The organism is Thiohalophilus sp., from assembly GCF_034521165.1.
GTDB lineage: Bacteria > Pseudomonadota > Gammaproteobacteria > UBA6429 > Thiohalophilaceae > Thiohalophilus.
Map to the genome: position 1 here is coordinate 13,654 of NZ_JAXHMV010000011.1, position 18,672 is coordinate 32,325.

At 61.2% G+C, this 18,672-nt stretch carries 23 protein-coding genes; 21 read left to right on the forward strand and 2 right to left on the reverse strand.

Annotated elements, in window-relative coordinates; all coding sequences use genetic code 11:
* The first annotated feature begins 3 nt into the window (after nucleotides 1-3).
* The 21 genes from U5K34_RS10170 (at nucleotide 4) to U5K34_RS10270 (ending at nucleotide 14,858) form a co-directional block, all read left to right on the forward strand.
* Nucleotides 4-543: a hypothetical protein gene (locus U5K34_RS10170; RefSeq protein WP_322568280.1), complete on the forward strand. Its 540-nt coding sequence runs from the start codon at nucleotides 4-6 to the stop codon at nucleotides 541-543.
* 2 nt (nucleotides 544-545) lie between these two features.
* A complete protein-coding gene (locus U5K34_RS10175) occupies nucleotides 546-932 on the forward strand; it encodes a hypothetical protein (protein WP_322568281.1) in 387 nt (128 codons plus the stop codon).
* Nucleotides 929-1,519 (forward strand): phage tail protein, encoded by a 591-nt coding sequence (locus tag U5K34_RS10180; protein ID WP_322568282.1) that lies wholly within the window; start codon nucleotides 929-931, stop codon nucleotides 1,517-1,519. Before U5K34_RS10175 ends, U5K34_RS10180 begins: the two co-directional genes overlap by 4 nt.
* Nucleotides 1,509-2,066, forward strand: a complete 558-nt coding sequence (locus tag U5K34_RS10185) for a hypothetical protein (RefSeq protein WP_322568283.1) — start codon at nucleotides 1,509-1,511, stop codon at nucleotides 2,064-2,066. Before U5K34_RS10180 ends, U5K34_RS10185 begins: the two co-directional genes overlap by 11 nt.
* A gap of 3 nt (nucleotides 2,067-2,069) precedes the next feature.
* Nucleotides 2,070-2,297, forward strand: coding sequence for a DUF2635 domain-containing protein (locus U5K34_RS10190; protein ID WP_322568284.1), 228 nt, complete (start codon nucleotides 2,070-2,072; stop codon nucleotides 2,295-2,297).
* 6 nt (nucleotides 2,298-2,303) lie between these two features.
* Nucleotides 2,304-3,434, forward strand: coding sequence for a phage tail sheath subtilisin-like domain-containing protein (locus tag U5K34_RS10195; RefSeq protein WP_322568285.1), 1,131 nt, complete (start codon nucleotides 2,304-2,306; stop codon nucleotides 3,432-3,434).
* Nucleotides 3,435-3,447: 13 nt separating this feature from the next.
* Complete coding sequence (locus tag U5K34_RS10200; protein ID WP_322568286.1) at nucleotides 3,448-3,768, forward strand: phage tail sheath C-terminal domain-containing protein; 321 nt, start codon at nucleotides 3,448-3,450, stop codon at nucleotides 3,766-3,768.
* 26 nt (nucleotides 3,769-3,794) lie between these two features.
* Nucleotides 3,795-4,154, forward strand: a complete 360-nt coding sequence (locus tag U5K34_RS10205) for a phage tail tube protein (RefSeq protein WP_322568287.1) — start codon at nucleotides 3,795-3,797, stop codon at nucleotides 4,152-4,154.
* A gap of 2 nt (nucleotides 4,155-4,156) precedes the next feature.
* Nucleotides 4,157-4,531, forward strand: a complete 375-nt coding sequence (locus U5K34_RS10210) for a phage tail assembly protein (protein ID WP_322568288.1) — start codon at nucleotides 4,157-4,159, stop codon at nucleotides 4,529-4,531.
* A gap of 144 nt (nucleotides 4,532-4,675) precedes the next feature.
* A complete protein-coding gene (locus tag U5K34_RS10215) occupies nucleotides 4,676-6,421 on the forward strand; it encodes a phage tail tape measure protein (RefSeq protein WP_322568289.1) in 1,746 nt (581 codons plus the stop codon).
* Nucleotides 6,418-7,608: a DNA circularization protein gene (locus U5K34_RS10220; protein WP_322568290.1), complete on the forward strand. Its 1,191-nt coding sequence runs from the start codon at nucleotides 6,418-6,420 to the stop codon at nucleotides 7,606-7,608. The genes U5K34_RS10215 and U5K34_RS10220 overlap by 4 nt, the downstream gene beginning before the upstream one ends.
* Nucleotides 7,601-8,653, forward strand: a complete 1,053-nt coding sequence (locus tag U5K34_RS10225) for a phage baseplate assembly protein (RefSeq protein ID WP_322568291.1) — start codon at nucleotides 7,601-7,603, stop codon at nucleotides 8,651-8,653. Before U5K34_RS10220 ends, U5K34_RS10225 begins: the two co-directional genes overlap by 8 nt.
* Nucleotides 8,644-9,309 carry a phage baseplate assembly protein V gene (locus tag U5K34_RS10230; RefSeq protein WP_322568292.1) on the forward strand — a complete coding sequence of 222 codons (666 nt, stop codon included), beginning with the start codon at nucleotides 8,644-8,646 and terminating at the stop codon, nucleotides 9,307-9,309. The genes U5K34_RS10225 and U5K34_RS10230 overlap by 10 nt, the downstream gene beginning before the upstream one ends.
* A 73-nt stretch (nucleotides 9,310-9,382) precedes the next feature.
* Complete coding sequence (locus U5K34_RS10235; protein ID WP_322568293.1) at nucleotides 9,383-9,814, forward strand: phage GP46 family protein; 432 nt, start codon at nucleotides 9,383-9,385, stop codon at nucleotides 9,812-9,814.
* Nucleotides 9,815-10,888 (forward strand): baseplate J/gp47 family protein, encoded by a 1,074-nt coding sequence (locus U5K34_RS10240; protein WP_322568294.1) that lies wholly within the window; start codon nucleotides 9,815-9,817, stop codon nucleotides 10,886-10,888. It abuts the gene before it with no gap.
* Nucleotides 10,889-10,891: 3 nt separating this feature from the next.
* Nucleotides 10,892-11,485 (forward strand): YmfQ family protein, encoded by a 594-nt coding sequence (locus U5K34_RS10245; RefSeq protein ID WP_322568295.1) that lies wholly within the window; start codon nucleotides 10,892-10,894, stop codon nucleotides 11,483-11,485.
* A gap of 12 nt (nucleotides 11,486-11,497) precedes the next feature.
* Nucleotides 11,498-11,800 carry a hypothetical protein gene (locus U5K34_RS10250; RefSeq protein ID WP_322568296.1) on the forward strand — a complete coding sequence of 101 codons (303 nt, stop codon included), beginning with the start codon at nucleotides 11,498-11,500 and terminating at the stop codon, nucleotides 11,798-11,800.
* 157 nt (nucleotides 11,801-11,957) lie between these two features.
* A complete protein-coding gene (locus U5K34_RS10255) occupies nucleotides 11,958-12,146 on the forward strand; it encodes a hypothetical protein (protein WP_322568297.1) in 189 nt (62 codons plus the stop codon).
* The gene (locus U5K34_RS10260; RefSeq protein WP_322568298.1) at nucleotides 12,146-13,168 is read left to right on the forward strand and encodes a hypothetical protein; all 1,023 of its coding nucleotides are present in this window, start codon (nucleotides 12,146-12,148) and stop codon (nucleotides 13,166-13,168) included. The genes U5K34_RS10255 and U5K34_RS10260 overlap by 1 nt, the downstream gene beginning before the upstream one ends.
* A 23-nt stretch (nucleotides 13,169-13,191) precedes the next feature.
* Complete coding sequence (gene avd, locus U5K34_RS10265) at nucleotides 13,192-13,482, forward strand: diversity-generating retroelement protein Avd (protein ID WP_322568299.1); 291 nt, start codon at nucleotides 13,192-13,194, stop codon at nucleotides 13,480-13,482.
* 335 nt (nucleotides 13,483-13,817) lie between these two features.
* Complete coding sequence (locus tag U5K34_RS10270) at nucleotides 13,818-14,858, forward strand: reverse transcriptase/maturase family protein (RefSeq protein WP_322568300.1); 1,041 nt, start codon at nucleotides 13,818-13,820, stop codon at nucleotides 14,856-14,858.
* Nucleotides 14,859-15,528: 670 nt separating this feature from the next.
* Here U5K34_RS10270 and U5K34_RS10275 read toward each other — a convergent pair.
* Nucleotides 15,529-16,128, reverse strand: a complete 600-nt coding sequence (locus U5K34_RS10275) for a GspH/FimT family pseudopilin (protein ID WP_322568301.1) — start codon at nucleotides 16,126-16,128, stop codon at nucleotides 15,529-15,531.
* Nucleotides 16,129-17,434: 1,306 nt separating this feature from the next.
* Entirely contained in the window at nucleotides 17,435-18,619 is a 1,185-nt protein-coding gene (locus tag U5K34_RS10280; RefSeq protein WP_416224082.1) for a pyridoxal phosphate-dependent aminotransferase, read from the reverse strand.
* Between the last annotated feature and the right edge of the window lie 53 nt (nucleotides 18,620-18,672).

Here is an 18,672-nt window from a genome sequence, read left to right on the forward strand (position 1 = left end):
GTCATGAGCTTCTGGAGCAATTTAGGAGACACCGTTGCCAAGGCCGCGCCATTACTGGGTGGCGCCATTGGCGGCCCGGGCGGCGCCGCGCTGGGCAAGATGGTGGCGTCTGTGTTCGGCGTGGAAGGCGACGACCCGGAGGCCATCCAGAGCGCCATCAACCAGGACCCGGAAGCCGCCATCAAGCTGCGGGAGATCGAAACCCGCCACCGACAAAAGCTGGAGGAACTGGCCCTGGAGCGCCACCGCGCGGAGCTGGAGGCAGAAACCGACCGCCACAAGTCCAGCCAGCAAACCATCCAGACACAAGCCGAACATGGCACCGACTACGTCAAAGAAACGCGCCCGAAGATCGCGCGGCTCTCCGGTTACGCCACGGTCGGTTACATCCTGGTTGCCGAAGCCGCGAAGCTGATCGGCACCTTTGCCGAAGCCCAGGTGCCCGGCGCGTCCGAGGCGATTGCGCTGGTGCTGTTCAGTCCCTGCGGCACTTATATGACGATGAGGACATTCGATGGGTTTAGCAAAAAAGGGCGGAGTTAATAATGCCGCGCGAGGACGTGCAAGCCGTGGAAATTGACGCCATCAAACAGGATTCGTCCGAGATACGTGACGAAATGCGTACCTCCATTACCGGCGTGCGCTCGGATCTGAAAGAACTGACCAGCGCGTTGCACGACCTGATCCGCCTCGACGGTGAACTCAACCGCGTCGCGGACCTGACCGGACGCATCGGCACCGAGGTGGATAGCCTCGCCAGATTGATGCGCAAGGAACACGGAAGCTTCGATGCGCGTCTCCGGTCGCTGGAGGTCGGGCAGGCCGGCAACGACAAGAGCGTCGGCCTGTTTGATGACTGGGTGCGCTATGGCGGCTTTGTGATTGTTGGGCTGGTGGTCGGCGGCGTCGTCGCCAAGGCGGCAGGCGTATGAGACCGGCACTGTCACTCGACATCGACACGCAAAAAATCGCCCTGCTGGCCGATGCGTTCGGCGCCAACATCAAACAGATGCGCAAGGCGCAGATCCGCGCGCTGAACAAAACCATGAAGTGGGTGCGCGGCAAAGCCGTCAAGGCCGTAGCCAAAGAGCTGGAGATTCCGCAAAAAATCGCCCGCCAACGTGTCGCCGCATTCCGGGCCAGCGCCCGCATGCCGCGCGGCAAGGTCTGGTCCGGCCTGCAGCCGATGAAGGCCTCGCGTTTGGGCAAGGTCAAGCAACTCAAGCGCGGCGGCGTGCGCGCCGGGCGGCACGTATTTGACGATGCCTTCGCCATACAGACGCGCGGCGGCCGGTACCAGGTGTTTCGGCGCACCGGTGAACCCAAGCGCGAAACGCGGCGCGGACGCTACGCCGGCACCGGCATCAAGCGCGAGCCGGTGGAGTTTGTCGAGCTGGAATGGGATACCGCCCAGGTTCTGGATATTTTGGACGACGCCTACAAACAGGCGCCGTCACGTTACTTTGAAATTCTCCGTCAGGAGCTGAAATACGAGGTCTTTGTAAAAAGTGCTCGATAACTTACACATCGCCATTGTCGATCGCTTCACCGCTGACATCAGCGGCCTGGCGACGTGTGACGCTTATCCGTCGCTGCAGCGGCGCATCGGCATCCCGGCCGTGCTTATCGACATGATCGAGCTGGAGCCGACTGACTTCGGCACCGATCGGTTCGACTGCTACGCGCTGTTTACCGCCTACTGCATCGTAGACCCGAACACCGCCAACGCGGATCTGGTGGTGCGCAACCTGGCGACAGAGGTCGCGGTGCGTGTTTCTCAAGAAGCGGATTTTGGCGTCGAGGTCGAACGCGAGGCGGAAGTGACACGCGTCAGCGAAGACAACATGCGCCCGGATCTGGATGGCTACCTGGTCTGGGCCGTGGATTTTCAGATCGGCCTGTCGCTCGGCGAAGACGCCTGGGCCATTAACCCGGCTGACGGCGTCGCGGTCACCGAGATTACCGTCGGCGATCTGGACACCGTTCACATCGACAAACTGATCGACAACGAGGATGAACCAAAAACATCCGACACGATTTCATTACCGGAACAACCGAAGGGGTAAGCCATGAGTCATCTATTTGTTAAACCGTCACGCCCAGGGCTCAAAGTGCACCTGGAAAACAAACCCGGCTTTTTGCCCGACGACGGCCAGGAAGTTGAGCAGACCATCTACTGGGTGCGTCGTCTCAAGGATGGCAGCGTCGTCGAGTACAAACCCACACGCTCCAGCCGCCAGACTCTGTCCGGCACTGACAGCGCGCCGAAGTCTGACAAAACCAGCAACAAGGAGTAATGACCGATGCCTGAAGCAATCAGTTTCAACGACATCCCGGCCGCGCTGCGGATCCCGGGCGTATATATCGAGTTCGACAACTCGCTGGCCAACAGCGCGCAGCCGGCGTTCAAGCTGCTGCTGATTGGCCAGCGCCTCAGCGGCGGCAGCGTCGCCGAAGGCGAACCGGTACGAGTAACCTCCGCCGGCCAGGCCGAAGACTACTTTGGCCGTGGCTCCATGTTGGCGGAGATGATCATCGCCGCCAAGGCCGCCAACCAGTGGCTGGACACCTGGGCCATTGGCCTGGATGAAGACGGCGCCGGCGCGGCGGCAACGGGCGATATCACCATCACCGGCAGCGCCACCCAGACCGGCACGCTGGCGCTGTATATCGCCGGCAAGCAGGTCAACGTGGGCGTGACCGTCGGCGATGACGCCACCGCCATCGGCGATGCGATCGCCGCTGCGGTCAATGCGGATACCTCGTTGCCGGTGACGGCTGCCAACGTCGCGGGGGTTGTTACATTCACCGCACGCTGGGCCGGCGAAACCGGCAACGACATCGATATCCGCGTCAACTATTACGGCGAGCAGACGCCCAAGGGCATCACCGTGGCCATTACCGACATGACCGGCGGCACCACGAACCCGGACGTCTCCACCGCCATCGCGGCCATGGGCGAGGAGTGGTACAACTGGCTGGTCTGCCCGTTCAGCGACACCGCCAACCTCACGGCGCTGGAAACTGAGCTGGACAGCCGCTGGGGGCCGATGCGCCAGATCGGTTGCCGGGCCTTTACCGCGTTTCGCGGCAACCATGCCGACACCACCACGCACGGCGACAGCCGCAACAATCCGCATGTCACCTGCATGGGCACCAACATCGCGCCGCAACCGCCGTACATCTGGGCGGCCATCAATGCCGTGGTCGCCGGTTACGCGCTCAGCATCGACCCGGCACGCCCGCTGCAAACCCTGCAGCTGACCGGCGTCATGGCGCCGGCGCTGAACCTGCGCTGGACCGACAGCGAACGCAACCTGCTGCTGTTCGACGGCATCGCCTCGTACAAGGTGGGCGCTGACGGCTCGGTGATGATCGAGCGTCAGGTCACCATGTACCAGGAGAACGCCGCCGGCCTGCCGGACAACTCCTGACCTGGACGTGAACGTGCCCGAAACCCTGGAGCGGATCCGCTTCGAGCAGCGCCTGCTGTTCTCCAGCAAGTATCCGCGCCACAAGCTGGCCGAAGACGACGCCCGCATCGCCGCCGGCCAGGCGGTCATGCAGCCCAAGCTGGCCAAGGCCGAACTGCTGGCGCTGTACGAAACCATGGAGCAAAACGGCTGGGTGCAGGACTACGCAGGCTACAAGGAAACGCTGATCGTCGGCATCGACGGCAGCGATACCAATCGCCTCAACGTGCAGGACTCGCCCAAGCTCGTCGGTCAGTATCGCGTCCACGCGCAGCAAACCCAGTTCCGCAAATAACCGTCAACATTAAGGAGACATAGCAGATGAGCAAGAACATCACCGGCCGCGCCATCATCACCGTTGACGGCAAGCGGCTCAAAACCGGAAAGCGGCGCCACCCTCAACCCGGGCGGCGCCAATCGTTCATCCATGACCGGCGGCGGCGAAGTGCACGGCTACCAGGAAGAGGACGTCGCGCCTCCCTGGAGTGCAGTGTGTATCACAACAAGGATACCTCGCTGCGCGAACTGTCCGACATCACCGGCGCCACCGTCCTGTTCGAGACCGACACCGGCAAGCAGTTCATCCTGCGTGACGCCTTCACCACCGAACCGGCGGCACTCAACAGCAGCGATGGCACCGTCGGCCTGAACATGGAAGCCATCAGCTGCGACGAGGTGTAATCATGGCAACATCAGAGTTTGATTTGAAACACGGCCTGCAGGTTGGGGATGACGTGCTAAAGCACGTCGTTCTGCGCGAATTAACGGCAGGCGACATCATCGATTGTCAGGCCGAATCTGAGCGACTGGTTTACTCCCAGGGCAAGCCTGTCTTGGTTAGCAGTCCCGCTGTTGCAGGCATTGCTATGTTGTGCCGGCAGGTGGAAAAAATCGGTGATATTAACGGCCCGCTCGAAACTGCGTTGCTCAGAAAGTTGCACGAGGAGGACTTTCTGTTGATCCAGGAAAAAGCAACAGAGTTGAGTGTTGCTGCATACGAGGCCGCCCAGGAGATAGACGAGCGGGGGCGACCTGACGACGATGGCGCGAGAGATTAAGCGCGCCATCGTCCCGCTTGTTGTGTTCAATAGTTGGCGCGAGGGCGAATTACTGAAGAAAACCCCGGGCAACTTGTTTTTCACCGTCACACGAATAGAGGCGCTGCGCAATGTCTAGAGGTGATATGAAGCGGTCTGTCACGGTTGACCTGGAAGGTAACCTGCCAGAACCGATCAAGGTCTTTTGAGAAGGCGATGAAGCGCATGTCGAAGCGTGGTCAGCGCCATTTGTCTGGCTTGAGTCGTACCGCCGCGATGGCCGGAAAAGGGCTTGACCGGATCGGGAATCGTTACGCGGCCTTGCTGACAGGCGGCGTGATGACGCTTGCGGTGCGCAATGTCTCGAAGCTGGAGGCCAGGCTGACAAGGCTTCGGACTGATGGCCGGATGACCGAGGAGCAGATTGCGAGCCTCAAGCAGCAGCTTTTTGATGTAGCGACGGATCCCTCTATCAGGGTGGACCCTAATGAGATTCTTGGCGGCTTCGAGGAGATTATCACCAGGACCGGCGATGCGAAGTTCGCCCAGGAAAACATCCGCAATATCGCGCTAGGGCTGCAAGCGACAGGGTCCGAGGCGGATGCTACCGGTGCGGTCATGTCTAACTTCTATAAAGGCAACGTCAAAGACTCTGCTGACATGATTTCGGTTTTGGGTGTGTTGATAAAACAAGCCAAGCAAGGGTCTGTCGCCTTTCGTGAAGTAGCGACCGTTGGTAACGCGTTATTCGCTCCGTATCTCGCAGCGGGACAGTCTGGAGCGCAGGCCTTTAAGGACATGGGGGCGGTGGCCCAGGTCACAATCGACGCATCCAAATCCGCAGACACCGCGACAGAAGCGACCAAGAGTCTGATAGCGGAGCTGCAAAAGAAAGAAATACAGGATTTTCTCAAAGGCCGGGGCATAGAAGTCTTTGACGAAGGCAAGATCCGTTCGCTGCCCAAAATCATAGAAGAAATTGTGAATGACGCCGGGGGCGATATAACAAAAATCGGTTCCAAATTCGGGCAGTCCGCCATACGTGTTTTTCAGGGCGTTATGCTCGAAGGGAACATGGAAAAGATGAAGCAGCTCGCTCAGATACAAGCGGATGGCAGTGAGGTATTGAAAGACTCAGCCGCGAACGCGGCTACGTTCGAGAGCGCCATGAGAGGCCTTAGAACTGAATGGCAGATCTTTGCTGACGATAATCTTGCGGAGCCGGTGAAAGAGCTGTCCGCATGGCTGGGCAAACTGGATAAAGAGACCGTGCAGCTTACGTTAAACACGGCCAAGTGGACGGCCGGAATACTGGGTGTCGCGGTAGCTGGGCGAAAAATATTTAAACTTTATAGAGGCATATCAGGGATGGTCCGTGGTCGTAGCGGGAAGCTGGTTGATAGCGCTACTGGCAAAGGTGGCGCCGGGGCGCTTGGCAGCGCAAAACCGATCCCGGTCTTTGTTGTAAATAACGGCATGGGCCGCAAAGGGCGAATGGGCGCAAGAGGCCGCGCAGGCGGACGCGGCGCAGGTGGCCGCGGTGGTCGAATGGCTCGCGGCGCGCGAGGGCTGGCCTCGAAAGGCGGCAGAGCATTAGGCACTGCAGGCTTGGCCTTTGGGGCATGGGAGGCCGGCCAGGCAATCGGCGACGTCATCAGCGATAAGTTTGTAAAAGATACCTCATTCGGTGACGCCCTGGGCGAGGGTATAGCAAAAACACTCGCCCTTTTCGGTAACGAAGAGGCCAAGCGTGCGGTTGCCGCAAATGAAAGGCTTGAGCGACTCGAAAAGCAACAGGCATCAATGAAAATCGAGATCACGGGCGACCAGAAGGCACGCGTTAAAGAGCTCAAATCCGAAGGCATTGAGGTGGATGTGGATGCCGGTTATCAGATGAGTCCGATGTCATGAGTTGGAAAGACGAATTTTCTGCAAGGGGAAGTTTTCGCGGTGCCGGTTTCTGGGTCCGATCTTCCGAGTTTGAGCCGGGCCGGCGCGTCCAGGTGCACGAGTATCCGCAACGTGACAAGCCTTACGTGGAAGACCTGGGTCGCAAGGCGCGGGTCTATCGTATCGAGGCGTATTGCCTGGGCGCGGATTATCTGCAGGAACGTGACGCGCTGATCGCGGCGATTGAGAAGCCCGGCGCCGGCACGCTCAAGCATCCGTATTATGGCAACCTGCAGGTAACGGTGACCAGCTACCGTGTGCGCGAGAGCACGCGAGAGGGCGGCTATGCGTCACTGGAACTGCAGGTGGTGGAGGATGGCGGCCAGACCTTCCCGACCAGCACGGCGAGCACGCAGGACGTGGTGCGCGATGCGGCGGATCGCTCGCTGTCGGATGCGATTGACGACTTTGCCGATGTGTTCACGCCGATCACGGACGTGGCCGACGCGGTGGATGACTTCCTGCTAGAGGTGGACCGCGTGTTTGCCTCGGTAGAGCACCTGACAGGCTCCGTCGCCGGCGCGGTAGCCGACTTGGTGCGCGCGCCGGCGGAGCTGGGTTCGTCCCTGGCCGGCACGGTCAGCAACCTGGCCAGCATTGCCGGCGAACCGAAGCGGGCGATCGGTATTTATGACGATTTGTTCGACGCGGGCGATAGCCCATCCGTACACAACACCACGCCGCGTGCAACCGAAGCGGCGCGCAACACACAGGCGCTTAACCAGCTGGTGCGTCGCGCGGCGGTAATCGAGGCTTGTCGCGCCGCCGCGGATCTGGCGCTGTCACCGCAACGGCAAACCGACATCACCCTGACCCGTGACGCTGTGGCGACCATGCGCGAACAGCTACTGTTCGCCATCGATGATCAGCAGCTGGCCGTGGATGTGGTAAGCGGTGCGCCGATCAGCGATACGGTGTACGTCAGCCTGGCGGAGCTACGCAAGGCGGTGGCGGTTGATCTGTCCGGGCGCGGCCAACGCCTGCCTGCCGTGAAACGCATCACACCCACGGCCACCTTACCGACGCTGGTGCTGGCGCATCAGCAATACGGTGACGCGACGCGCGAAGGCGAGCTGGTCAAGCTGAACAATCTACGGCATCCGGGCTTTGCGCCGGGCGGCAAACCCATCGAGGTGCTGAGTGGATAACGTCACTCTGCGCATCAACGGCACTGATTACAGCGGCTGGACCTCGGTGCGCATCAACCGTTCCATCGAGCAGGTATGCGGCACGTTTAATCTCACGCTGTCCGAACGCTGGGGCGACAGCAGCGCGCCGCCGCAGATTCGTGCCGGCGATGCGTGCGAGGTGTATTGCGGCGACGATCGGGTGCTGACCGGTTACGTGGACGATGCCCTGCCTGCGTATGACGCCGAGACCCACAGCATATCCATTGCCGGGCGCAGCAAAGCCGGCGACCTGGTCGACTGTGGCCTGCCGGCCCGGCAGTTCACCGAGCCGCGAACCTTGCTGCAGCTGGCCCGCGCCGTGGCCGGGTCGTTTGATATTGACGTGCGCGCCCAGACTGACGTCGGTGCACCGTTCAAGCATCGCCCGCAAATTGAGGTCGGACAGACCGGGTTCGAGTTTCTTGAGAAACTCGCCCGCCAGCGCGGCGTGCGCTTTATGAGCGACGCGGACGGCACGCTGCTGATTGTCCGTGCCGGCAAAACCGTGGCGCCGGCCAGCCTGGTGCTGGGCGAGAACATCAAGGCCGCCTCGGGCCAGTTTACCCAGCGCGATCGTTACAACCAGGTGGTGGTGGTTGGCCAGACCGCCGGCACGGACACCTGGAACGGCGAGCAGGCGGCCGTCAACCAGGGCAAAGCGCAGGACAAAACCGTGCGCGCCAATCGCCAGCATTACATTGTGGCGGAAAACGCGGCCGATTCGGCGGACTGCAAGCGCCGTGCACAATGGCAGCGCAACACGGCCTACGGGCGCGGCCAGGCCCTGACCTATACCGTGGTGGGCTGGCGACATAATGACTGGCTGTGGCAGCCGAACGTGCTGGTGCCCGTAACGGATGAATGGTTGCGCATGGATAACGAGCGTCTGTTGATCGCCTCGGTGCAGTACAGCCTGGACGAAGAAAACGGCCAGCAGACCGAACTGCAGCTCATGCCGCCGGAGGCGTTCGACCTGGTGCCGACGCCCGAGCCGGATGCGGAGGCCTCGGAAAAATGGAACTGATGCGCGCCATCCAGCGATCACTGCAGCCCGTACACCGCAAGATCCGGATGATGCTGACGCGCGGTGTCGTGCAGCTGGTGGAGCCTGCCACGTTGCTGCAGCAACTGCAGCTCAAGGCCCTTGGCGGGGAACTGCTGGATAATATCGAACACTGGGAGCCTTACGGCTACACCAGCCGACCGCATCCGGGTGCCGAGGCCCTGCTGGCATCGCTGGGCGGCGATCGCGACCACACCGTGGCGGTTAACGTGGCCGATCGGCGTTACCGCCTCAAGGGTCTGGCCGCCGGCGAGGTGGCGCTGTTCACCGACGAAGGCGATGTGATCCACTTCAAGCGCAACAATGAGATCCTGATCGATACCGCCGGCAAGCTCACCGCCAATGCCGGCACGTCTGCCACTATCACCAGCCCGCTCGTCAACGTCGTCGCCTCGACCAAAGTCACGCTCGATACGCCGCAAACCGATCTGACCGGCATGTTGAATGTTACCGGCCTGATCACCGGCCTGGGTGGCCTGGCGATCAGCGGCGGCAGTGGTGCGAGCGTGGAGGGCAACATGTCGGTCACTGGTGGCGATGTAGACGCCGACGGCATCAGCCTCAAGACACACGTGCATCCGGGCGACAGCGGCGGCACAACAGGCGAGCCGCAATGATAACCGCTAATGCCACATACATTGGTCACACGCCTGCGGATAATGATCTGCAGGCGCGATGGAGTTGACAGGCATGGATATCGTTTTAACCCAATCAGGTGATTTGCAGTTTGATGCGCGGTTATCCGGCCCTGAACTGGCAACGGACGATGGCCTGCGCACGGCTGTGATGCTTTCTCTGTTTACCGATGCGCGCGCCACTGAAGATGACCCGCTACCCAATGGCGCACGCGATCGGCGTGGCTGCTGGATGGATTCGTTTCTCGACAACGACAGCATTGGATCACGGTTATGGCTGCTGTCTCGCGAGAAAGAAACGCCGGATGTTTTACAGCGTGCCCGGCAATACGCCGAAGAGGCGCTGCAATGGTTGCTGGATGATGGTGTGGCCGAATCGATAAGCGTGTCGGCCGAACGTGTCAGAGCGGGCGTGCTGGGGATTTACACCACCATCAACCTGGTAGACGGCACTGACTTTACCGACGTTTTTGAAACGGAGCTATAAATGCCCTTTAACCGCCCGACACTCCAAACCCTCATCGACCGCCTGCAGACGGATATCGAGTCACGCCTGCCGGGCACGGATGCGCGCCTGCGTCGCAGCGCACTCAATGTACTGGCTCGCGTGCAGTCCGGCCTGGCGCACGGCCTGTACGGCAACCTGGACTGGCTGGCCAAACAGGTGGTGCCCGACACCGCCGAGGCGGAGATCCTGGAGCGGTTCGCTACCTGGTGGGGCATCACGCGCAAATCCGCCACGCCGGCGGTTGGCAATATCGCTATCACCGGTACCGACGGCAGTGTTATCCCGGCCGGCACGTTATGGCAACGCTCCGACGGCGCTGAGTTTTCCACCGACGAGGAGGTGACCATTGCCTCCGGTACCGCCACTGCAGCGGTGACAGCCAGCGAGGCGGGCGCGGACGGTAACACGACGGCCGGCAGCACATTATCCATCGTCTCACCGATTGCCGGTGTCGACAGCAGCGCGACAGTCGATGGCGACGGCCTCAGCAACGGCACCGACCAGGAGACCGACGACCAGCTGCGTGATCGGTTACGCCAGCGCGTCCAGGAGCCGCCCGAAGGCGGCGCTATATCCGACTACAAGGCCTGGTCTCGGGAGGTCGAAGGCGTCACGCGCGTCTGGGTTATGCCGCAGTGGGACGGCGCCGGTACCGTCGGGGTGTACGTTGTGCGCGATGATGACGACGATTTTATCCCTGACGCCGCCGAGATCACCGCCGTGCAGGACTACATCGACGCGCGCCGGCCGGTCACCGCCGATGTGACGGTTTACGCGCCCACGCCAGTGGCCGTGGATATGACCATCCAGCTGTCACCGAACACCTCAACCGTGCAATCAGCCGTCGAAGCCCAGCTGCAGGATCTGTTCCTGCGTGCCGACGTGGAAGACGGCAACGGCAGCGGCACCATCCTGCTCAGCCATATCCGCGAGGCCATCAGCCAGGCCGCGGGCGAGCTGGATCACGTACTGGTCACGCCCGACGCGGATGTGACATTCAGCGCCGGCGAGATCGGCACGCTCGATACCATCACCTGGCAGGCGATCGCGTAACCCATGCCCTATAGCAGCGAACAATACCTCGAACAAGCCAAAGCCCTGCTGCCGCGCGGCCGGCTGTGGGAGTCGCTGACCGAGCCGGGCACGCAATTCGAGGCGCTGCTGCAGGCGCTGGTCGACGAGCTCGCGCGTGTCGATGCACGCACAGCAGGCCTGCTCGACGAGACGGATCCGCGCACCGTCAACGAACTACTGGTCAACTGGGAATCGTTTGTCGGCCTGCCGGACGAATGCACCGGACAACCGCCCAGCCTGGCGCAGCGCCGCGAGATGCTGCTGCAAAAACTGACCTCCACCGGCGATCAATCCCGCGCCTATTTTATCCGCCTGGCCGACACGCTCGGCTTTCCGGATGCAGCCATCACCGAGTACGACCCGCACACCGTCGACATGAGCGTGGACGCGCCCATCTATGGCGCCGACTGGCAGTTCGCCTGGCAGCTGTCTGCGCCCACGCCGGCAATTGACCAGTTCAATGCCGACTCAACGGTCGACGAATCCCTGGGCGAGCAATCACCCACCACGCGCCTGGAGTGCGTGATCAACAAACGCAAACCGGCGCACACCCTCGCGCTATACGAATACACCTAACAGGAGACTGACATGGAGCCGCGTAATTATCTGGCCAATGCCAACGACACCCCGCCGGGCAAACCCAGCTCACCGAGTAACGGTTACCCGCAAAGCGCAGTGCCGGGCGTCAACGAGGCCACCACGCCCGGGCCGTTCTGGTTTTACAAGGTCGGCGAATCGCTGCGCAAAGTCCTGGTCGCCGTTGGCATGACACCGTCCGACGACGACCTGGACCAGCTCAACCGCGCCGTGCGCATGAACAAAGACACTTCGACCGGCACGGTCTACAAGCAAGTCGTGGTCGACGGCGTCATGTATATGGAGGAGGTATAACAACATGAAAGGCTACCCCAAACACATCAACACCCGGCAGGATATCGAGCACCTGATCTCGTTCATGGGCACGCCGCTGGCCACGCCGCAGAATCTGCAGCAGGGCCATGCGTACTGAACCGGTCTGCTGAACACGCAGCATTACGCGTTCGATCGCGTGCTGGCAGACGGCGAGAGCGCGGACGGCACTGAACCGGATTACAAGGTGATGGACAACCAGGGGCCGGATGAAAACGAGCGGCATCAGTTTGTGCTGGCCGAGAACCCGCGCGCACCACTGCACCGCATGGGCCTGACCGCCACCGAGGTGCAGGACTGGATCACACAACTTGAGGAGGCAATGTAATGTCATCAGGTGACAAAATTGCAGTGCCGGCGATGGCCGCCGGTTTTCATTCGCAGCTGGGCAATATCGAAAAAGGCGCCGGCGACACACTGAACCTGCCCGAAGCGATGAGCAACATCGGCGGCAATGGCTACGGATATATTGCCACGGCACAAACCGACTGGGACCCGACGGCCAATGAGGATGGTACGCTGGCTGCGCTTAATATTGGCGACAACGGCTACATCTACCTGGTGCGCGACGCCAGCGGCCAGGCCACCTTTGTGGCCAGCGCCAACAGCACGTTCCCGTCCGGCTCCAGCGCCAGCGAGTCGCGCAAAGTGGGCGGCTTCCATGTCGGCAAGGTCCGCCCGATTGCCGATGCCTACAACGCCGCCGCCGTGCTGAGCACCGGCATCATCCCCAACAGCGTCTGGGACCTGCTAAAACGCCCAACCTGTGACCCGGCCGGCATGGTCGAGATCATCGCCGGCAAGCTGTGGATGGATATCTACCTGGCCAGCGAGGTCAGCGGTACGTGGCCGAATAACATCATCGGTAGCGTGCACAACGCCGTGCCGCTAACCGGTACCGAGGGCTATAACCGCTATTACGATTACATCCGCCTGGCGCGCAACGTCGACAAGCGGCTGCCGAATTACCCGGAAATGATTGCGGCGGCGTATGGCATTCCCGAAGGCGCCACCGGCAACACCGCGCGCCAGAATACCGGCGACCACAGCGGCTACGGGTTTGAAGCGGTCAGCTGCCTCAACATCGACCAGCCGTCAGGTAACGTCTATCAGTCACTGATCGATATCTACGATCGCAGCACCGGCACCGGCTGGAAAGACGACCTGAACACCGGCAAGGATAGCGCGGAGCAGCACGGCCAATGGTACGGCGGCGAGATGCGTCACGCGCTGTTTGGCGGCGCCTGGGATGCCGCGGCCGAGGCCGGGTCCCGCAGCGTTACCCTGGTCAACGGTCCGTGGGGTGTGGGCGCGTACGATGGGTTGCGCGCCGCCTGCGATGCTCTGTAATCGGTGATCTGAGGGTCTGTTTTATGAGTAATATGCGGGACTTTGCGTTATACGAGAAGCTGAACGATCTGTCGGCCTGGTTGTTTCCGGTGGTCGATCGCTTCCCGCGCACGGAGAAGTTCGCCCTGTGCACGCAGATTAAAAACAGCGTGCACAGCATGGTGCGCCATACTATCCGCGCGCAAAAATCCCGCGACAAATTGCGCTGGCTGTTCGAGGTAGACGTGGAGCTGGAGGTGCTGCGGCACTTCATCCGCCATGCCTTCAGCCGGCGTTACCTGAGTGCCCGGCGGCTCAAAGTGGCCACCGAGTAGATCGCCGAAGTCGGCCGCATCATTGGCGGCCTGATCAAGCGATTCAAAGGGACGAAGCCGTAGGCGGCAACTGGGATAACGCGGCCGAGGCCGGGTCCCGCAGCGTTAACCTGAACAACAATCCGTGGAATGTGAACACGAACAATGGGTTGCGCGCCGCCTGCGACCCCAGCGGTCGCAACCGACAGCGGTCGACCAAGGTCGCCGCTGCATGCGATGTAATGGAATCGGGGCTTCGTTCCGCGTCAGGGACGGCGAAAGATAAACCGGCGGCGTGGCCAGTAGGCGCAAGCCCAACGTGACGCCGCCACTTATTCTAATTATAAAGGGATGCAATGCCGGTTACTGCAAACGGACTGTGGGATGAGCTGATCAGCTGGGACAACCTGGTGCAGGCCTACCAGGACGCGCGCCGGGGCAAACGCTACAAGCCCGACGTGCTGCGGTTCCATCGTCACTGGGAAGAGCGGCTGCTGAACATCCACAACCACCTGGTCTGGGGCAGCTGGCAACCGCAACCGTTCAGCGCCTTCCCGGTGTACGAACCCAAGGAGCGGCTCATCGAGGCGCCGGCCTTTGCCGACCGCGTGGTGCACCACGCCCTGCATCGCATCGTGGAGCCACACTTCGAGCGCCGCTTCATCCACCACAGCTACGCCTGCCGCAAGGGCAAAGGCACGCACGCCGCCTGCCACGCCGTGCAGCGCCTGCTGCGTCGTGGCCAGCGCCGGTGGGGCAAAGTGTTTGTACTGCAGGCGGATATCCGCCGCTACTTCCCGCACATCCGCCACGACCGGCTGCTGCAACAGATTCGCCAGACCATCAGCGACCCGCGCGCGGTCGACCTGTGGGCACAAATCATCACCGCCAACGGTGCCGACGGCGTCGGCCTGCCCATCGGCGCACTCACCTCGCAACTGGGCGCCAACCTGTACCTGGACGAACTAGACCACCACGTCACCGACCACCTCGGCCACGGCAGCTATGTGCGCTACATGGACGACTGGATCATCCTCGGCCCGGACAAACAACAGCTCAAGGCGTTGCTGGGCAACGAACAGACTGGCTCCGTGCCGAACTGGGGCTGCGGCTATCCAAATGGTCCGATCTACCCGGCCGCCCAGGGCATCGACTTCGCCGGCTACCGCACCTGGGCCAGCCACATCAAACCGAGAAAACGCAACACCCGCCGCGCCCGCCGCCGCCTGCGACAACTCACCGCCGGCTACACCGCAGGCCGCGTCGACCTGCAAACACTCCACGCCTCCGCCGCCAGCTTCGTCGGCTACACAAAACACTGCCAGGGGCGGGTGACGATGGAGGGGATACTGGCGGAACTGTCTAATATTTACGGCAACACAACTCTAACGGGTTGATTTACAAGACATTCAATAAAACCACATGTTAGACAAAAAATAGCGCAATTATTTGATTATTAACATTAATTGCGCCGTCTGTTAATCACTGGGTCGGCGGTTCGAGCCCGTCCCGGGGAGCCATTTCCTAGCCCCTCCAGTTTTCCTGACATTGATATCCTGCTGTAAACCAGCTGGAATGGCATCGCTGACTGGTTCCAGGTTCTAGCTGCTAGGTCCTAGTATCTAGAAACTAGCCCCTGGCCCCTATTTTTACCGGGGAGCCATTTCCTAACCCCTCCCGTTTTCGCTTATTTTGATTTCCTGCTGTTTCCACCTACTGCGGCTTCGCTGACCGGGTCCAGTTTCCAGGTGCTAGCTGCCAGGTCCTGAAAAAAAGTTGGCAGTCATCAGATGACAGTTGGCAGTCGAAAGTCGTTAAGAGAGTCGCCGTAGGTCACATTGGCGAAGCCTATGTGACGATTCCCGGTCTACGAGAGCGAAGTAGGCAGCCTTCAGTTGGCAGAAAAGCGAAGTTGGCGGTCATCAGCTGGCAGTTGACAGTAAAAGATACTGAATCAGGATTTTACCAACTAAGCACTAAGCACTCAGAACTCATCCCTGATCGGACATCATCGCGGCGCAGCCGCTCCTACGGCTGCTGACTGCAAACTGCGACTGCCAACTTTGTTCAACATTCCAGCGGTGCTCCATTGGCCTTGACCCGGCTGCTGCGCACGCGACCGGTTTTCATCAGGATCAGGGCACGGGCATTATCGGGGTAATGTGGATCGCAGAGGGTGAAGGTGCCGTTGGTACGGGTCATGCCGCTGGGCCGGTAGGTGATGTAATGCCGGGAGCCGAAGGCGGCGTAGGTGAGCGTCTGGCCGGCGCTGCCGGGGCCGCTGTGCTGGATAATCGGTTCATCGTCGCTGCGTCGGCGGTCGTGATCCCGATCGACGAAGACAATCCAGCCATCGTGCCAGCTGGCCCCCTTGCGCTGGCAGTATTCTCCACCCGGGCTTTTGCAGAGTACAACATGCTGATTGCGTTTGATCGCTTCCGAGCGCGAGAGCGCCAGGCTCGCGGCCAGGTTGTTCATCCGGGCGACCCCGCGTTCCGAGGAGAGAAACGGCCCCAGGGACGGCACGCCGAGACTGAGCAAAATTGACGCTATCGCGATGACGACAATCAGCTCCAGCAGCGTGAAGCCACGAGAAGCGATAAAAGAATTTGAATGCCCGCCACCGCGATCCATGCGGCAACGGGGCTTGGTGTGTATGACATCCATGTCAACCCCCCACGTCCTTGTTGGGAATTAACTTACGCCATCGACCGGGAAAGAGGAAGCGCCAGCCTGTAGGATAACGCAGTCAGTTTGTGTAGGAATCGGCTGAAATTTTTGTAGGACAAAGACTACAAAAGAGAAGTTGGCAGTTTGCAGTCGCAGTTGGCAGCTATGGCCTTCGGCCGGGACGAGGGCCGAGGAAGGAACAATCCAGCCCACCAGATTTGTAGGAGCGGCTGCGCCGCGATGGGCCTTGCAAGAGCGAAGTTGGCAGTTTGCAGTCGGCAGTTGGCACCCCTGGCCTTCGGCCGGGACGAGGGACGAGGAAAATCTACACCGGGTTTACCTGGTCGGTAGGAGCGGGCTTTGACCGCGATGGGCGTGTCTGTTCCCGTGATCTCTCGCGCCAGAGGCGCTCCTACAAGCTTTGAATATCGAGTTATAAGGTCTTTCCTCGTACCTCGTGACTCATACCTCGACACTGCGTCCGAAGGACGGCGGGAGCGGGGTTTGGCCGCCACTCCGGTATCGGCACGGCAATCGCGCCCGCGGGGCGCTCCTACAGGTCCATCAGGCGCTGGGCGCCTGAAGGACAGGGGCGAGCGACGAGGAAGGAACAATCCAGCCCGCCAGATTTGTAGGAGCGGCTGCGCCGCGATGGGCCTTGCAAGAGCGAAGTTGGCAGTTTGCAGTCGGCAGTTGGCACCCCTGGCCTTCGGTCGGGACGAGGGACGAGGAAAATCTACACCGGGTTTACCTGGTCGGTAGGAGCGGGCTTTGACCGCGATGGGCGTGTCTGTTCCCGTGATCTCTCGCGCCAGAGGCGCTCCTACAAGCTTTGAATATCGAGTTATAAGGTCTTTCCTCGTACCTCGTACCTCGTCACTTGTACCCTGACACTGCGTCCGGAGGACGGCGGGAGCGGGGTTTGGCCGAGCCCCCGGTATCGGCGGGCAATCGCGCCCGCGGGGCGCTCCTACAGGTCCATCAGGCGCTGGTGTGTCTGAAGGACAGGGACGAGTTACGAGGGGCGAGGAAAATCTACACCGTGTTGGTCTGGTCGGTAGGAGCGGCTGCGCCGCGATGGGCCTTGCCGGGTGGCACGATCGGTCGCGCCGGAGGCGCTCCTACAAGCTCTGAATGCCGGGTTATAAGATGCTTTCCTCGTACCTCGTCACTCGTACCTCGACACTGCGTCCGGAGGACGGCGGGAGCGGGGTTTGGCCGAGACCCCGGTATTCGGCGGGCAATCGCGCCCGCGGGGCGCTCCTACAACTGAAAACTGCCAGCTGCAAACTGCCAACTTCGGTTAATTGCTAACTTGTTTTATCCTCTTCACCGCTTCCTGAAGATTATCCAGGCTGGTCGCAAAGGAGAGCCGCATGTTGCCGGGGCTGCCGAAGGCGGAGCCGGGGACCATGGCGACGCCGGCTTTGTCGAGCAGGAATTCGGCCAGGCCGATGTCGTCGTTGATGCCCTCGAGTCGCTCGATCAGGCCGGCCATGTCGGGGAAGGCGTAGAAGGTGCCCTGGCCGGGCAGGCAGCTGATGCCCTCGATCTGGTTGAGTTCGTCGACCAGGTAATCGTGGCGGGTCTTGAAGGCCTGGCACATTTCCCCGATGCAGCTCTGGTCCCCGTCCAGCGCGGCCTGGGCGGCGACCTGGGAGATGGAGGTGGGGTTGGAGGTGCTCTGGGACTGGATTTTCTTCATTGCCTTGATAATCGGCTCCGGCCCGGCCGCGTAGCCGATGCGCCAGCCGGTCATCGAATAGGCCTTGGAAACGCCATTTAACACAATGGTCCGCTCGTACAGGTCCGGGCAGGCGTTGACGATGTTGCAGAACGGCTCGTCGCGCCAGAGGATATGCTCGTACATGTCGTCGGTGGCGATCAGCACCTGCGGATGGGCGCGCAGCACCGCGCCCAGCGTCTCCAGCTCGGCCTTCGTATAGGCCATGCCGGTGGGGTTGGAGGGGCTGTTGAGTACCAGCAGGCGGGTGTTGTGGTTGATGGCCGCTTCCAGCTGCTCGGGGGTGATCTTGAACTGCTGCTCGATCCCGGTGTCCATAATCACCGGCTTGCCGTCGGCCAGCAGCACCATATCGGGATACGAGACCCAGTAGGGCGCCGGGATCAGCACCTCGTCGCCGCTATCGAGCAGCGCCTGGGCCAGGTTGTAGAAGCTCTGCTTGCCGCCGCAGGAGACCAGCACCTGGTCCGGCACATAATCGAGCCGGTTGTCGCGGATGAACTTGGTGATAATCGCCTGCTTGAGGCCGGGCGTGCCGTCCACCGCGGTGTACTTGGTAAAGCCGTCGCGGATCGCCTGGATCGCAGCTTCCTTGATGTGATCGGGGGTGTCAAAATCGGGCTCGCCGGCGCCGAGGCCGATAATGTCCTTGCCCTGGGCCTTGAGTTCGTTGGCCAGCGCGGTGACCGCGAGGGTGGGGGAGGGCTTGATGCGTTGTACCCGGGCGGAGAGCTTGATATCCAATGTAGCGGCCTCATCGACAGCGTTGCTTGACAAAGGCGTGTAATATACTGGAA

What these genes read in the sequence shown, in the direction of transcription:
- U5K34_RS10170 (WP_322568280.1), top strand. Translation starts at nt 4, where the DNA reads ATGAGCTTCTGGAGCAATTTAGGAGACACCGTTGCCAAGGCCGCGCCA.
- U5K34_RS10175 (WP_322568281.1), top strand. Translation starts at nt 546, where the DNA reads ATGCCGCGCGAGGACGTGCAAGCCGTGGAAATTGACGCCATCAAACAG.
- U5K34_RS10180 (WP_322568282.1), top strand. Translation starts at nt 929, where the DNA reads ATGAGACCGGCACTGTCACTCGACATCGACACGCAAAAAATCGCCCTG.
- U5K34_RS10190 (WP_322568284.1), top strand. Translation starts at nt 2,070, where the DNA reads ATGAGTCATCTATTTGTTAAACCGTCACGCCCAGGGCTCAAAGTGCAC.
- U5K34_RS10195 (WP_322568285.1), top strand. Translation starts at nt 2,304, where the DNA reads ATGCCTGAAGCAATCAGTTTCAACGACATCCCGGCCGCGCTGCGGATC.
- U5K34_RS10205 (WP_322568287.1), top strand. Translation starts at nt 3,795, where the DNA reads ATGAGCAAGAACATCACCGGCCGCGCCATCATCACCGTTGACGGCAAG.
- U5K34_RS10210 (WP_322568288.1), top strand. Translation starts at nt 4,157, where the DNA reads ATGGCAACATCAGAGTTTGATTTGAAACACGGCCTGCAGGTTGGGGAT.
- U5K34_RS10220 (WP_322568290.1), top strand. Translation starts at nt 6,418, where the DNA reads ATGAGTTGGAAAGACGAATTTTCTGCAAGGGGAAGTTTTCGCGGTGCC.
- U5K34_RS10230 (WP_322568292.1), top strand. Translation starts at nt 8,644, where the DNA reads ATGGAACTGATGCGCGCCATCCAGCGATCACTGCAGCCCGTACACCGC.
- U5K34_RS10235 (WP_322568293.1), top strand. Translation starts at nt 9,383, where the DNA reads ATGGATATCGTTTTAACCCAATCAGGTGATTTGCAGTTTGATGCGCGG.
- U5K34_RS10240 (WP_322568294.1), top strand. Translation starts at nt 9,815, where the DNA reads ATGCCCTTTAACCGCCCGACACTCCAAACCCTCATCGACCGCCTGCAG.
- U5K34_RS10245 (WP_322568295.1), top strand. Translation starts at nt 10,892, where the DNA reads ATGCCCTATAGCAGCGAACAATACCTCGAACAAGCCAAAGCCCTGCTG.
- U5K34_RS10250 (WP_322568296.1), top strand. Translation starts at nt 11,498, where the DNA reads ATGGAGCCGCGTAATTATCTGGCCAATGCCAACGACACCCCGCCGGGC.
- U5K34_RS10260 (WP_322568298.1), top strand. Translation starts at nt 12,146, where the DNA reads ATGTCATCAGGTGACAAAATTGCAGTGCCGGCGATGGCCGCCGGTTTT.
- avd (WP_322568299.1), top strand. Translation starts at nt 13,192, where the DNA reads ATGAGTAATATGCGGGACTTTGCGTTATACGAGAAGCTGAACGATCTG.
- U5K34_RS10270 (WP_322568300.1), top strand. Translation starts at nt 13,818, where the DNA reads ATGCCGGTTACTGCAAACGGACTGTGGGATGAGCTGATCAGCTGGGAC.
- U5K34_RS10275 (WP_322568301.1), bottom strand. Translation starts at nt 16,128, where the DNA reads ATGGATGTCATACACACCAAGCCCCGTTGCCGCATGGATCGCGGTGGC.